Consider the following 14,629-nt stretch of genomic DNA (forward strand, 5'->3'; position numbering starts at 1 on the left):
AGACCAATTGATTTAAGTAAAACTTATTTTTTCTCATCTTGTGGCAAGAGAACATGATGTCATTATAGATTCATCATAAAAGCCCTAAGAAATAAAATTGTATTACGTTATTTCTTAGGGCTTTATTCTTAAAAATACTGAAAATATTATAACATATAATCGCTCTTTTATGTAATAATATTAACCAAAATATTTCTACTAATTTGAATAATATTAATTACCACTAATTTATGCTATAATGACTTGAATTAGCAATTGGAGAATAATAATGGACTATAAACTTTTTACAGAATTTATTACTTTACAAGCCCTATTAAAAGAAGTAGGCATAATACAAAGTGGAGGAGCTATCAAAGCTTTTCTCTCTGAAACTACTGTTTTATTTAATGGTCAAGATGAAAAGCGGCGTGGAAAAAAACTTCGAGTTGGCGATAGTATCGAAATTCCAAGCCATCAAACCATTATTCATTTAATTGAACCAACATCCCTTGAAAAAGAAACCTTCAAGGCAGAAGTTTTTGAAAAAGAACGACTCGCAAAACGAGTTAAAGAAATAAATAAAGCCAACAAAAAACAACTTACTTCATCAAAACAGAAAAAGCCTCTAAAAGCCAAGCAAAAACCTATTCGATTCCCTGGTATGTAATATGTGGCTAAAAGAATTAACTTTAATAAACTATCGTAATTATGAGCAAATACAAACAAAATTTGTCCCAGGACTAAACGTTTTTATCGGAAACAATGCCCAAGGAAAAACAAATTTTTTAGAAGCAATTTATTTCATCGCCTTAACTAGAAGCCACAGAACTCGAACTGACAAGGAGTTAATTCACTTCTTAAAAGATGATTTAAAGGTTTATGGAAAAATAGCAAGAACAAGTGGCGTTATCAGTTTAGAAATTACCTTAACTAAAAAAGGACGCATCACCAAAATTAATTCCTTAAAACAAGCAAAATTATCTGATTATGTTGGTAATATGAAGGTTGTTTTATTTGCTCCAGAAGATTTACAACTTATAAAGGGAGCTCCTAGTCTAAGACGCAAATTCATTGATATTGATTTGGGACAAATTAAACCTGTCTACTTATCAGATTTATCTCAATACAACTATGTTTTAAAGCAAAGAAATACCTATCTTAAAACAGCTGTTTCTATCAATAAGGATTTTTTAGATGTCTTAGATGAACAATTAGCTGACTATGGCACACGGGTCATTCAGCAACGTATGCAATTCATTGAAGCTTTACAACAAGAAGCTCATAGACACCATTTTGCCATATCAGATGGGTTAGAACAATTAAAATTAAGCTATCAATCCTCTATTGCACTAAAGTCAAAAGAGTCAATTAGAGAAAGGTTTATGGAGGCCTTGCTACATAATAGACAAAAAGATATGTTAAAAAAAAATACAAGTATTGGCCCGCATCGTGACGATATTTTATTTTATATTAATGACATGGATGCAAATTTTGCCAGTCAAGGACAGCATCGTAGTTTGATATTATCTTTAAAGATGGCTGAAGTAAGCATAATGAAAGAGCTAACTGGGGAAAATCCTATTTTACTATTAGATGATGTTATGAGTGAACTTGATAATCTAAGGCAAACAAAATTACTTGAAACTATCATTCAGGAACATGTTCAAACCTTTATCACTACGACAAGCCTAGAACATCTTTCAAGCTTACCACCGGATATTAAAACATTTTATGTTAGTCAAGGAACAATTAGCTTTTAATGCTATTACCAATGTAAATATAAAAAGACGAGGTTGAAGAAACCTCGTCTTTTTATATTTATTAAGCTTTAACAATTCCTAATAATATAGCCCCAGCAATAAAGCAAATAATTCCTAATATAACCCAACGCATCTCGCGTTTCGATTTTTTCTCACCTAGAAAAATAATACCACCAATAATGGAAATAATAGCCCCTAATTGTGAAAAACTAAAGGCAATTGCCAATCCCGCCTTAGATGCAGCTAAAAGCATAAAGACATTTCCAATCCCCCACATAATTCCAACTAAACTATTTTTTAAAACATAGGTATCAAAACTAAGTTTAAATGACATGAATAAACTCGCTCCAAATACCATTCCAATAGCCATTGGTAGAAGAACTGAAATGAGATCAAATTTCATAATGTTATTGAAAAGGACAACATAGGAAACATAGCCAATAGTTGAATAAGTTAAAGATCTAAAACCTTTCCCATAATGATGTAATTCTGCCTTTTGAACATCTTTATCCTTTTTACTTGAAAAATAAAAACCAATGATTAATAGGATTAAGGCACAACATCCTAAAATATACTGATAAGCTTGTGTCCATTCCCCAAATAAAAGGACTCCAATTAAACTTCCTAAAACTAACTGAGAACCACTTGATAGGGGATTTGCTACAGAAACCCCCATATGTTTCATTGCATAAAACTGCCCTGTCTGCCCAATAGACCACAGAAAACCACCCAAAAAGCCAAAAATCCATAACTGACTTGTCATTTCGGGTCTTTTTACTATCCAAACCATAATAGCAAATAAAACAGCACCTAATGTCATACCAAAAGTTTGTTGACTAGGTTTACCACCAATTTTATTACTAACAAAACCGATACTTCCCCATGCAACCATTGGTACTAGTGCAAAAAGTATACCTTCCACTATACTGCTCCTTTACAATGAACTTGACAATTGCTTTACAATTGTGACAAGCACATTGACAAAATTTAGGTTAAATTAACCTAGAAAAATATTATATCTTAAAATTTAATAAGAAACAAGACCAAAAAAAGCCAAGAAATATACTTAGCTTTGTCTATAAATCAATGCACAGAGTAATTTGGTGCTTCATTTGTAATATGAACGTCATGAGGATGGCTCTCAATAAGTCCTGCACCAGACATTTCAATAAACTGTGCTTTATTATGGAGATCATTAATAGAAGCTGCGCCTACATAACCCATTCCAGAGCGAATACCACCTAACATTTGGAAGACTATATCTGAAACAGCGCCTTTATAGGCTACACGGCCCTCAATTCCTTCGGGAACTAATTTATTAGCTTCATTAACTGAACCTTGGAAATAACGGTCACTAGAGCCTTTTTTCATTGCTGCAATGGATCCCATTCCACGATAGGTTTTAAATTTACGTCCTTGGAATATTTCTGTCTCACCTGGAGCTTCATCAGTACCAGCAAACATGGAACCAAGCATAACAGCATTTCCACCAGCAGCTAAAGCTTTCACAATATCACCTGAGTATTTAATTCCACCATCAGCAATAATCGTTTTACCATATTCCTTAGCAACAGTTGCTGCATCATAAATTGCTGTAACTTGAGGTACCCCAACACCTGCAACAACACGCGTCGTACAAATCGAACCAGGACCAATTCCAACTTTTACTACATCGACACCCGCATCATATAAAGCGCGTGCCCCTTCAGCAGTTGCAATATTTCCAGCAATAAGTGTTTTGTCAGGAAAGTGAGCACGAATCTCAGCAATTTTTCTCAAAACACCTGCTGAGTGTCCGTGAGCTGTATCAATTACAATCGCATCAGCACCCGCTTCGAATAAAGCTTCTGCACGATCAAAAGTGTCTGAAGTAACACCAACTGCAGCAGCGACAAGTAAGCGGCCAAAAGTGTCTTTAGCAGCATTAGGAAACTCAATAACCTTTTCAATATCTTTAATTGTGATAAGACCAGATAAACGACCGCTATCATCTATCAGCGGTAATTTTTCAATACGATGCTGATGTAAAATTTGTTCTGCAGTTGCTAAATCTGTTCCAACTTCTGCAGTTACTAATTTGTCACTTGTCATATGTTCAGAAATTGGTGAATCATAATCACTAATAAAACGCATATCACGATTTGTAATGATACCAACTAATTTACGGTTCCCCATTGTTTCAACAATAGGAACACCACTAATTCTATAACGTTGCATAAGTTCTTCAGCTTCAGCAACTTTATGATTTGGAGTTAAGAAAAATGGATCAATAATAACTCCATTCTCAGAACGTTTTACCTTACGGACTTCTTCTGCCTGTTCAATGATTGACATATTTTTATGGATAACACCTAATCCACCAGCACGCGCGATAGCAATGGCCATTCTACTATCAGTAACAGTATCCATAGCAGCACTAATAATAGGAATATTTAATGTTAAATTTTTAGCTAACTTTGTTTGCATGTTAACTTCATTTGGCAAAACATGGCTTTCAGCTGGAATAAGTAGTACATCATCAAAAGTGAAGCCTTTTTTTAAAAATTTAGTGTCCCAATTCGACATTCAAATAATCCTCTTTCTTTGTTTTCCATGGTTTTAGCCTAGTCATTTTTGTTGTTACTATCATATCATGCTAAATAGATTTGTCAATAAATAGAGTATAATTTATATGTCTATAAGTTGTTTTATTTCATAATTTCTCTCTTCTTTTTTTAGAAATAGATTCCCACCATAAGCAAAAAGTCAATTCCTTAGAACTGACTTCTCCTTTTACTAAAAATAGTTTATCCCCATTGCAGACTTTACTTCTGATAAGGTCTGTGCAGCGACTCTTTGAGCATCTTGACTACCTTTTTCTAACATTCTAAAAACTTCACCCATATCTTGTGAATATTCTAATCTCCTCTCACGAATAGGTGTCAATTCACGTTCAAGAATGTCTAATAAGAAGCGTTTAGTCTTTACATCACCTAAACCACCTTTTTGATAGTGCTCTTTCATCGCCTGAATATCAGCTTGGTCTTCTTCTCTACCAAAAATATCAAGATAGTGGAATACCATATTGCCCTCAATTTGCCCAGGATCTGTTACTCTTATATGATTTGGATCAGTGTACATACTCATAACTTTTTTCTGTACGGTATCTGCATCATCAGATAAGTAAATACCATTTCCTAGCGATTTAGACATTTTTGCATTACCATCTAAACCAGGTAGGCGACCCGCACTTTCATTTTCGGGATATAGTCCTTCCGGTTCAACAAGACAATCCGTTTTATAAGTAAAATTAAAACTTCTAACAATCTCTCTAGTTTGCTCAATCATTGGTTTTTGGTCATTGCCAACTGGAACTAGATTTGCTTTAAATGCTGTAATATCAGCTGCTTGAGAAATTGGATATACTAAAAAACCACTAGGAATACTTTCTCCAAAACCTTTTTGAGCAATTTCTGTTTTCACTGTTGGATTACGTTCCAATCTTGCTAAGGAAACAAGATTCATATAATACATCGTCAATTCTGCTAATTCAGGAATTTGACTTTGAATAAAAATAGTTGATTTTGCTGGATCTAAACCAACAGAAAGATAATCTAGCGCTACATTTCCAATTGAATTTCTGATTAATTCTGATTCCTTGGCATGGTCAGTTAGAGCTTGTTGATCAGCAAGAAACACAAACATTTGATACTTAGCTTCATTTTGTAAAACAACTCGACTTTTTAGACTTCCGACATAGTGACCTAAGTGTAATTTACCAGTCGGTCGATCGCCAGTTAAAATAATTGGTTTTTTCATTTTTCTCCTTTTCACATATAAAAATCCCCACACAAAAACTTGCGTGAGGGCGTTATTAGTCGCGGTGCCACCTCAGTTGATATTCTAAAATATCATCTCTGTCTTCTCGGATTAAGAAGCAGCACAATAAGGTGTGCCAATCCCGTAAGTTATTGTTTCCTTACAAAAATGTCCATCAGCCCATTTCACTAATTGTGTTACTAGTTCACAGCGACCACTAGCTCTCTAAAAACACGCTAAAAGCTACTCTTCTAATTCACAACCATTCTATGAAAATTTAGAATATTTGTCAACTTCCTTTTATTTTAAAAAATATGCTTGACTCATAAGGGAGTTTTAAGAGATAATGTTGCTCTAGTCTTTTTATTAATAAATGTAAGGAGAAAACTGCTAATGGAAAAAAAGGTAAGGGATATCCTATATGTCACATTAGGGTCTTTTATTACTGCAATAGGTTTTAATACAATGTTTGTCCATAATAATATTGCTTCAGGTGGTATGGTCGGAATTTCAGTTGTTATCAAAGAACTTCTTGGAATTAGCCCATCGCTTTTTTTAATGGTTAGTAATATCCCTTTATTGCTCTTATGTTATTTTTTCTTAGGAAAACAAACTTTTGTTAAAACACTATATGGATCATGGATTTATCCTATTGCCATCAGGTTTACAAGTTTTTTACCTACTCTAACTCATAATCAATTATTAGCAGCAATTTTTGGAGGAATTATTGTCGGAATTGGTTTAGGAATGGTATTTTGGGGAAATTCTTCAACTGGGGGTACCGGTATTTTAACTCAAATTTTACATAAACATTCACCTCTAACTTTAGGCGTTGCAATGACGATTGTCGACGGTATTAGTGTCTTGATGGGATTTATGTCATTAAGTGCTGATGATGTTATGTATTCAACAATTGGTCTATTAGTAATTGGTTACGTTATTTCTGTAATGGAAAATGGTTTCGATTCCTCAAAAAATATAATGATTATTTCAAGAGAATATTTAACCATTAAAGATTACATTACAAAAGTGATGGATCGCGGGGTTACTAAAATTCCAATTCGTGGTGGTTATACAACTTCTGATAAAGTCATGTTGATGACTGTTGTCTCAACCTATGAACTACCTAGTTTACAAGAAAAAATACTCGAAATTGATGATACTGCATTTTTAGTTGTTATGCCTGCAGCACAAGTTATGGGACGCGGATTTAGTGTCACAAAACAATATAAAAGAGAAGATGAAGATATTCTACTCCCTATGTAAAACAAGCCCCTTTCCAATTGAAAAAAGAGGGGTTTTTAGATACAATGGGATTTAGACAAATAATTATGAGGTGACGAATTGCTTACAGTTTCTGATGTATCACTACGTTTTAGTGACCGAAAACTTTTTGATGAAGTTAATATTAAATTTACTCCTGGTAATACCTATGGGTTGATTGGCGCAAATGGTGCAGGAAAATCAACCTTCTTAAAAATTCTAGCTGGTGATGTGGAACCATCTACCGGTCATATTTCTCTGGGTCAAGATGAACGTCTTTCTGTTCTTCGTCAAAACCACTTTGATTATGAAGAAGAGCGTGTTATTGATGTTGTTATTATGGGAAATGAACAACTCTATAATATCATGAAAGAAAAAGATGCTATCTACATGAAAGAAGATTTTTCAGAAGAAGATGGTGTTCGTGCTGCTGAATTAGAAGGTATTTTTGCAGAGCTTGGCGGGTGGGAAGCAGAGAGTGAAGCTTCTCAGTTACTTCAAAACTTAAATATTGCTGAAGAGTTACACTACCAAACAATGAGTGAGTTAGCAAATGGTGATAAAGTTAAAGTTCTCTTAGCAAAAGCTTTATTTGGTAAGCCTGATGTTCTCTTGTTAGATGAACCTACTAATGGTCTTGATATTCAGTCAATTTCTTGGCTCGAAGACTTCTTAATTGATTTTGAAAATACAGTAATTGTTGTATCACACGATCGACACTTCTTAAATAAAGTCTGTACCCATATGGCAGACTTGGATTTTGGAAAAATTAAACTGTATGTAGGAAATTATGATTTCTGGAAACAATCTTCCGAACTAGCAGCACGTTTACAATCTGACCGAAATGCTAAAGCAGAAGAAAAAATTAAAGAATTACAAGAGTTTGTTGCTCGTTTCTCAGCAAATGCATCGAAATCAAAACAAGCAACGTCTCGTAAAAAAATGCTTGATAAGATTGAATTAGAGGAAATTGTTCCTTCAAGTCGTAAATATCCATTTATCAACTTTAAGGCCGAGCGTGAAATGGGAAATGATTTTTTAACAGTTGAAAATCTATCAGTCACAATTGATGGCGAAAAAATACTTGATAATATTAATTTTATTCTTCGTCCGGGCGATAAGGTTGCATTAATTGGGCAAAATGACATTCAAACAACCGCTTTAATGCGTGCTTTAATGGACGATATCGATTATGAGGGAACTGTTAAATGGGGAGTTACCACAAGCCGATCTTATCTACCAAAAGACAACTCAAAAGACTTTGCATCTGGAGAATCTATTCTAGAATGGTTGAGACAATTTGCTGCCAAAGGGGAAGATGACGATACTTTCTTACGTGGTTTTCTTGGTCGTATGCTCTTTTCAGGAGACGAAGTTAAAAAATCTGTTAACGTTCTCTCTGGTGGAGAAAAAGTACGTGTTATGCTATCTAAACTCATGCTCTTAAAGTCAAATGTTTTAATCTTAGATGATCCTACTAATCATTTGGATTTAGAATCAATTTCTAGCTTAAATGATGGCATTAAAGACTTTAAAGAATCTGTCATTTTCGCTAGTCATGATCATGAGTTTATTCAAACAATCGCAAATCATATCGTAGTTATTTCAAAAAATGGAGTCATTGATCGGATTGATGAAACATATGATGAATTCCTTGAAAATCAAGAAGTACAGGCAAAGGTTGCTGAACTTTGGAAATAGAACAATAAGGCGGTGACGCCTTATTGTTTTTTATCACCAACTAGAAAGAATAAGCTATGATTCAAAAAAAACATATTTCTACACTATTAGTTTATCTAGCAAGTTTTACCCTTCCAACTCTAATCATGTTTATAGTTCTACTTTCAAAAGGAATTTATTGGGGAAGTGGTAAAACTATTTTAGCCAGTGATGGATTTCATCAATATGTTATATTTGCTCAAACTCTTAGAAATATTTTACATGGCTCAGATAGTATCTTTTATACCTTTACAAGTGGTTTAGGGCTCAATTTTTATGCATTAATTAGCTATTACCTTGGGAGTTTCTTTTCTCCATTTGTTTATTTCTTTAATTTGAGGTCAATGCCGGATGCAATCTACTTATTTACCTTACTAAAATTTGGTTTAATCGGTCTATCAACCTACTTCTCTTTACATAATATTTACAGTAAAGTAAAGCCATATTTTATCTTAACTCTATCTACTTCATTTGCCTTAATGAGTTTTTTAACTAGTCAACTGGAAATTAACACTTGGCTGGATGTATTTATACTAATTCCTCTAATTATCCTCGGTTTACACCGACTCATCAATCAAAAAATTGGTTGCTATTATTTTACGCTTACTATTTTATTTATTCAAAATTATTATTTTGCCTATATGGTTTCTATCTTTTTGACAATATATTTACTTATACAGTTACTAAATCAAGAGACTTGTAAAGGGCGTGTCAAAACATTTTTAAGATTTGTAAACATTTCTATTCTTTCTGCCTTGTCTGCCTCGTTTATGCTTTTACCTACATATTTGGACTTACGCAATCAAGGAGAAAAGTTTACACCTATTTCAAAACTTATAACTGAAAATAGTTGGTCTCTTGATTTACTGTCAAAGTACGTTATAGGAACTTACGATACGACAAAATTTAATGCTATTCCCATGATTTTTGTAGGTTTACTACCTTTACTACTTACTGCTCTATATTTTACAGTGAAGTCAATTAAGTGGCAGGTGAAGTTTGCATATTTAATTTTTATTGTCATTATCTGTCTGAGTTATTATTTTCAACCTCTTGATTTATTTTGGCAAGCAATGCATGCGCCGAATATGTTTCTACATCGCTATGCTTGGACTATACCGCTCCTATTGGTATTACTTTCATGTGAAACACTCACTCATATCGAAGAATTATCTATTAATAAAATTGTTTTTGCCTTTACGATTATTAGTTTATCTCTAGCTAGTCCTTATCTATTTTTAGAGCACTATTCTTTTTTGACACCCAGTTTATTTTTTTTAACAATCGCTTTTTTAACAGCCTACACTATAATATTATTGAGTCTAGAAGAATTTAAGTTCCCTATCATTATTATCATTATATTTACACTTATCTTTACAACTCTAGAAAGCACCTTAAATACCTATTATGTTATTACTGGCCTGGAAAAAGAATGGGTATTCCCCACTCGACAAGGCTATAATAGAAATTTACAAGAAATTGATAACTTAGTAAAGAAACAAAATGAAGTTGACACAGATTTTTACAGAACTGAGCGTATCATTCCCCAAACAGGGAATGATAGTATGAAATTCAATTATCATGGTATTTCTCAATTTTCATCTATCAGAAATCGTCTATCAAGTAGAGTTCTTGATAGGCTTGGATTCAAATCAGAAGGAACTAATCTAAACCTAAGATATCAAAATAACACTTTAATTGCTGATAGCTTATTTGCAGTTAAGTATAATTTAAGTGAATCTGATAATAAAAAATTTGGCTTTACAAAGGTTAATCAAATCGATAGGGTTAGTCTCTATAAAAATAACTATGCCCTCCCACTTGCTATTATGACTAATGGAAAATTCGTTGACGCTAACTTTACTGTTAATACATTAGACAATCAGACCCGCTTATTAAATAGGCTCTCTGGTAAGGATTACACCTACTTTACAGAACAAAGTGCTGAGTTGAAGTCGACAGGAAAAATGGTAGGTAAGCAGATTTCTAACAAAGCAGAACCTAATGCTGAAGATACTGTTGTAAGCTATCGTCTTAAGATTCCAGAAAATAAACAAATGTATTTAAGTTTACCAAATGTATCCTTTGAAAATCGACAAGAAAAAGATGTATTGATTACTATTAACGGTAAAACAAGTCACTATACAACAGATAATACATTTACCTTTTTTGATTTAGGTTATTTTAAGGATGAACAGGTTGCTGATATTTATATTATATTTCCCAAAAATAAATCTATTTCCTTTGATTCCCCACATTTTTATGGTCTAGATATTGATAACTATAAAAAGGCACTTTCTATAATTAAAAACCGCAAAGTTAGCCTTAGTCAAAGACAAAATAGACTACGTTTGGACTATCAGACAACTAAAGATTCTTCAATTCTGTTGACCTTGCCGTACGATCAAGGATGGAGTGCTAAGCATAATAATAAACCAATTGTAATTAGAAAAGCACAAAAAGGATTTATGGCTATAGATGTTCCTAAAGGAAAAGGAAAAATTTATTTAACTTTTATTCCTAAAGGTTTTAAACAAGGTCTTGTACTATCATTAGTAGCTTTTGTTATATTCTCTATTCAGTTTATTTTAAAACTAATACGTCAAAAAAATCAGCCCTATAATTAAGGGCTGATTTAAATTTACTTTATTTACTCCGGCAGTAGGACTCGAACCTACGACATCATGATTAACAGTCATGCGCTACTACCAACTGAGCTATGCCGGAAAATTGTTATAAAAAAAATTGCTTCTCAGCAATTATGATAGTCCGTACGGGATTCGAACCCGTGTTACCGCCGTGAAAAGGCGGTGTCTTAACCCCTTGACCAACGGACCTTAAGGTTTATAAGGAATACTTTCCTTAACACTCTTATTATTATATCAGAACTTTTGGTTTTGTCTATAACTTTTTTAAAAAAATTTCAAAAGTTTTTCAATTTTTTTGAGGAAGCTATCTTTCCTGTTATTAGCATTGACAGAAACACCTAGTTTCTGTTAAAATAAGGGAGTTAAGGTCTCATAGCTCAGCTGGATAGAGCATTCGCCTTCTAAGCGAACGGTCGCAGGTTCGAATCCTGCTGGGATCAAAGTAAAACATCATGCTTTATAGGTCATGATGTTTTTTTATGTTTCATGTGAAACACTATTATTTATGATAAGGACTCCCTTCTTGAATCATAAATGCACGGTAAATTTGTTCAACTAAAACTAAACGCATTAATTGGTGAGGGAGAGTCAGTAGCCCAAAGCTCATTAACACATTAGCTCTTTTTTTCAAAGAAGCATCAAGTCCTAAACTACCGCCAATAATAAAGGTAATATTGGAGTAACCTTGGACTGTAATATTTGTAATTTGCTGACTAAATACTTCTGAAGGAAATTGTTTGCCTTCAATAGCAAGTGCTATAATAAAATCTCTGGATCCTATCTTTTTTTGAATACGTTCAGCTTCTTTTGCTAAAATTTTTGTATTCTCAGCTTGACTAGCATTTTCAGGTGTCTTTTCATCAATAAGTTCAATTACTTCAAATTGACAAAAACGGGATAGCCTTTTTTGGTATTCTGTAATCCCATCTTTTAAATATTTTTCTTTGAGTTTCCCCACACTTATTATTTTCACTTTCATAAAAAACATTGTACCATATCCTCTAAGAAAATGATTTATCCACAAAAATATTTCCCATTTTTTTCTCTTAATCTAGGACTTATCAATAGTTCTGAAAACTTTTCCACAAGCTGTGGATTTCTTTTCTTTTTCTCTAAATTAAGGTATAATTAAGCAGAGTTTTGTATGATGATAAAAATAAGTGGAGGTCAAAGGTGTGACAATAATAAAAAATATTTGGAAACTAGTTGGTATCTTGGTTGTTGGTATTCTTGGTGGTATAATCGCTTTTTTCACATTAAGTGTCTTTCACCCTGATTTTACTAATAATCAAGAAGGAATTACTAAGCCTACAACAATTAGTAAAGTAACTTATAAAAATACAACCAATACTACAAAAGCTGTTAAGGTTGTTCAAAATGCTGTCGTTTCGGTCATTAATTATCGAAAATCTAGTCCTGCTAATCAAGCAAATGATATCTTTGGTGAACCTAAATCCTCTTTAAATGACGATAATGGTTACTCTATCTACAGCGAAGGGTCAGGAGTCATTTACAAAAAAGAAGGTAAGGATGCCTATATTGTAACGAATAACCATGTTATTGACAAAACAGATAGAATTGAAATCTTATTAGCTGATGGTTCAAAAATAGTTGGTAAACTAGTAGGAGCGGACACCTATTCTGACTTAGCAGTTGTTAAAGTTCCTTCTGAAAAAATAAAATCAGTTGCTAAATTTGCTAACTCTGCCAATTTAAACGTTGGGGAAGTAGCTATTGCTATTGGTAGTCCCCTTGGAACTGAATATGCTAACTCTGTCACTGAAGGAATAGTCTCAAGCTTAAGTAGAACAGTAACACTTAAAAATGATGAGGGTCAGACAATTTCAACAAATGCTATTCAAACAGATGCTGCTATTAATCCAGGAAATTCTGGAGGTGCTTTAATTAATATTGAAGGACAAGTTATTGGTATTAATTCAAGCAAAATCTCACAATCTAATGCTTCTGGCAATGCAGTTGAAGGAATAGGATTTGCAATTCCAGCTAATGATGTCATTAAAATTATTAATCAGCTGGAAGCTAAGGGTGAAGTTATTCGACCAGCTATCGGAATTAGAATGGTTAACCTTGGTGACTTATCGACAAATGCCTTGAACCAACTTCAAGTACCAGAAAATGTTAAAGGTGGTATTGTAGTTGCTTCCGTGATAGACAATATGCCTGCTGTTGGTAAATTGAAACAATATGACATAATCACTGAAATCGATGGTGAAACAGTAAATACAAAATCTGATTTACAAACTATACTTTATAGTCATGAGATAAATGATAGCATTAAAGTTACTTACTATCGCGGTAAAGATAAGAAAACAACTACTATCAAATTGACCAAAACAACAAAAGATTTAAATGAATAAGATCAATTAGTATTGACAAGTTATGTAAAATACCTTTACAATATCGTAAAGGTATTTTAGTATGCAAAGGATAACTATGACAGAAGAATTAAAAGAAATAAAAATAGAAGATATTGTTGCTAATCCTTATCAACCTAGACTTCACTTTAATCATGACGAACTAAAAGAATTAGCAAATTCTATTAAAATAAATGGACTTATCCAACCAATTATCGTCCGACCATCCGAAATTTATGGCTATGAATTAATTGCGGGTGAAAGACGTTTAAAAGCTTCTCAACTAGCTGGTTTAGAAAAAGTTCCAGCAATCATAAAAAATATTTCAACAACTGAAAGTATGCACCAAGCAATAGTTGAAAATCTTCAACGATCCGACTTAAATCCAATTGAAGAAGCAAAGGCTTTTCAAACTATTCTTACTAAAAAACAATTAACTCATGAACAACTAGCTACTTTTATGGGCAAATCGCGTCCTTACATTACTAATAGTATCCGCCTTTTACAGTTACCTGATATTATTTTATCTGCACTAGAAGAGGGAAAAATTAGTACTGGGCATGCCCGTAGTTTAGTTACTTTGAATAAGAGTCAGGATCAAGAAAACTATTTTCATCGTATTATCGACCAAGACCTCAGCGTACGTCAGACTGAGCAGCTCGTAAAATTAAAAAAGCAAACTAAAAAGCCACAGATAGATAAGGATATTTTTATTAAAGCCCTAGAAGAAGAGCTCGCAAAATCTCTAGGCCTTTCTATTCATATAAAACTAAAAAAAGATGGTAGTGGACAATTATCTTGCCTCTTTCATGATGATGAAGAACTCAACAGAATTATCAACAAATTAAAATAACTTGTTGATATTCTGTTTTTTTTTATCAAGTTTATCCACACGAATAAACATGATAAAAAGCTTAGATTCTCTTACTTTTTGAATTTTTCCACAATCTGTGGAAAACCTTAACTCACATTGTTAACATTTTTTCCACATGTTGTGGGTAAGTCTTAAACCTTAAATTGAGACTGTGGAAAACTAGCTTTTTTTATGTTAGAATAGTTCTAGTATTATCCATAGAAGGACACTAAG

The 14,629-nt window shown here is 33.0% G+C and carries 11 protein-coding genes, 3 tRNA genes and 1 other annotated feature; of the genes, 8 read left to right on the forward strand and 6 right to left on the reverse strand.

The features are described from left to right. The first annotated feature begins 268 nt into the window (after positions 1-268). Both yaaA and recF read left to right on the forward strand, forming a co-directional pair. Positions 269-646 (forward strand): S4 domain-containing protein YaaA, encoded by a 378-nt coding sequence (gene yaaA / locus FGK96_RS10360; RefSeq protein ID WP_138083455.1) that lies wholly within the window; start codon positions 269-271, stop codon positions 644-646. A 1-nt stretch (position 647) separates the two neighbouring features. Next, positions 648-1,739 (forward strand): DNA replication/repair protein RecF, encoded by a 1,092-nt coding sequence (gene recF / locus FGK96_RS10365; RefSeq protein ID WP_138083456.1) that lies wholly within the window; start codon positions 648-650, stop codon positions 1,737-1,739. 61 nt (positions 1,740-1,800) lie between these two features. Here recF and FGK96_RS10370 read toward each other — a convergent pair whose 3' ends face one another. From FGK96_RS10370 to trpS, 3 genes are all read right to left on the reverse strand, one after another. Beyond that, on the reverse strand, positions 1,801-2,661 hold the full coding sequence (locus FGK96_RS10370; protein ID WP_138083457.1) for a GRP family sugar transporter: 861 nt from the start codon (positions 2,659-2,661) through the stop codon (positions 1,801-1,803). A 161-nt stretch (positions 2,662-2,822) separates the two neighbouring features. Then, a complete protein-coding gene (gene guaB / locus FGK96_RS10375) occupies positions 2,823-4,304 on the reverse strand; it encodes an IMP dehydrogenase (protein ID WP_138083458.1) in 1,482 nt (493 codons plus the stop codon). Between the two features lie 210 nt (positions 4,305-4,514). Further along, positions 4,515-5,537: a tryptophan--tRNA ligase gene (gene trpS / locus FGK96_RS10380; RefSeq protein WP_138083459.1), complete on the reverse strand. Its 1,023-nt coding sequence runs from the start codon at positions 5,535-5,537 to the stop codon at positions 4,515-4,517. Between the two features lie 42 nt (positions 5,538-5,579). Further along, positions 5,580-5,806 (reverse strand) — a binding site (T-box leader). 124 nt (positions 5,807-5,930) lie between these two features. Between trpS and FGK96_RS10385 the strand changes: the two genes are divergently transcribed. The 3 genes from FGK96_RS10385 to FGK96_RS10395 all read left to right on the forward strand — a co-directional run bounded on the left by FGK96_RS10385 (position 5,931) and on the right by FGK96_RS10395 (position 11,146). After that, positions 5,931-6,803, forward strand: a complete 873-nt coding sequence (locus tag FGK96_RS10385) for a YitT family protein (RefSeq protein ID WP_138083460.1) — start codon at positions 5,931-5,933, stop codon at positions 6,801-6,803. Positions 6,804-6,881: 78 nt separating this feature from the next. Next, a complete protein-coding gene (locus FGK96_RS10390) occupies positions 6,882-8,501 on the forward strand; it encodes an ATP-binding cassette domain-containing protein (RefSeq protein WP_138083461.1) in 1,620 nt (539 codons plus the stop codon). Between the two features lie 56 nt (positions 8,502-8,557). Further along, entirely contained in the window at positions 8,558-11,146 is a 2,589-nt protein-coding gene (locus FGK96_RS10395) for a YfhO family protein (RefSeq protein WP_138083462.1), read from the forward strand. Positions 11,147-11,172: 26 nt separating this feature from the next. Here FGK96_RS10395 and FGK96_RS10400 read toward each other — a convergent pair. Further along, positions 11,173-11,246: transfer RNA gene (locus FGK96_RS10400), tRNA-Asn, on the reverse strand. Between the two features lie 38 nt (positions 11,247-11,284). Next, positions 11,285-11,356 (reverse strand) — tRNA-Glu (locus FGK96_RS10405). Positions 11,357-11,533: 177 nt separating this feature from the next. On the opposite strand from FGK96_RS10405, the gene FGK96_RS10410 reads away from it, so the two are divergent. Next, positions 11,534-11,607 (forward strand) — tRNA-Arg (locus tag FGK96_RS10410). Between the two features lie 59 nt (positions 11,608-11,666). Here FGK96_RS10410 and rlmH read toward each other — a convergent pair. Beyond that, a complete protein-coding gene (gene rlmH, locus FGK96_RS10415; RefSeq protein WP_138083538.1) occupies positions 11,667-12,146 on the reverse strand; it encodes a 23S rRNA (pseudouridine(1915)-N(3))-methyltransferase RlmH in 480 nt (159 codons plus the stop codon). A 196-nt stretch (positions 12,147-12,342) separates the two neighbouring features. Between rlmH and FGK96_RS10420 the strand changes: the two genes are divergently transcribed. After that, entirely contained in the window at positions 12,343-13,545 is a 1,203-nt protein-coding gene (locus tag FGK96_RS10420; protein WP_138083463.1) for a S1C family serine protease, read from the forward strand. A 76-nt stretch (positions 13,546-13,621) separates the two neighbouring features. Next, the gene (locus FGK96_RS10425) at positions 13,622-14,395 is read left to right on the forward strand and encodes a ParB/RepB/Spo0J family partition protein (RefSeq protein ID WP_138083464.1); all 774 of its coding nucleotides are present in this window, start codon (positions 13,622-13,624) and stop codon (positions 14,393-14,395) included. The last annotated feature ends 234 nt before the right edge of the window (positions 14,396-14,629 follow it).

Origin of the sequence: Streptococcus porcinus (genome assembly GCF_901542335.1) — a bacterium.
GTDB classification, from domain to species: domain Bacteria; phylum Bacillota; class Bacilli; order Lactobacillales; family Streptococcaceae; genus Streptococcus; species Streptococcus porcinus_A.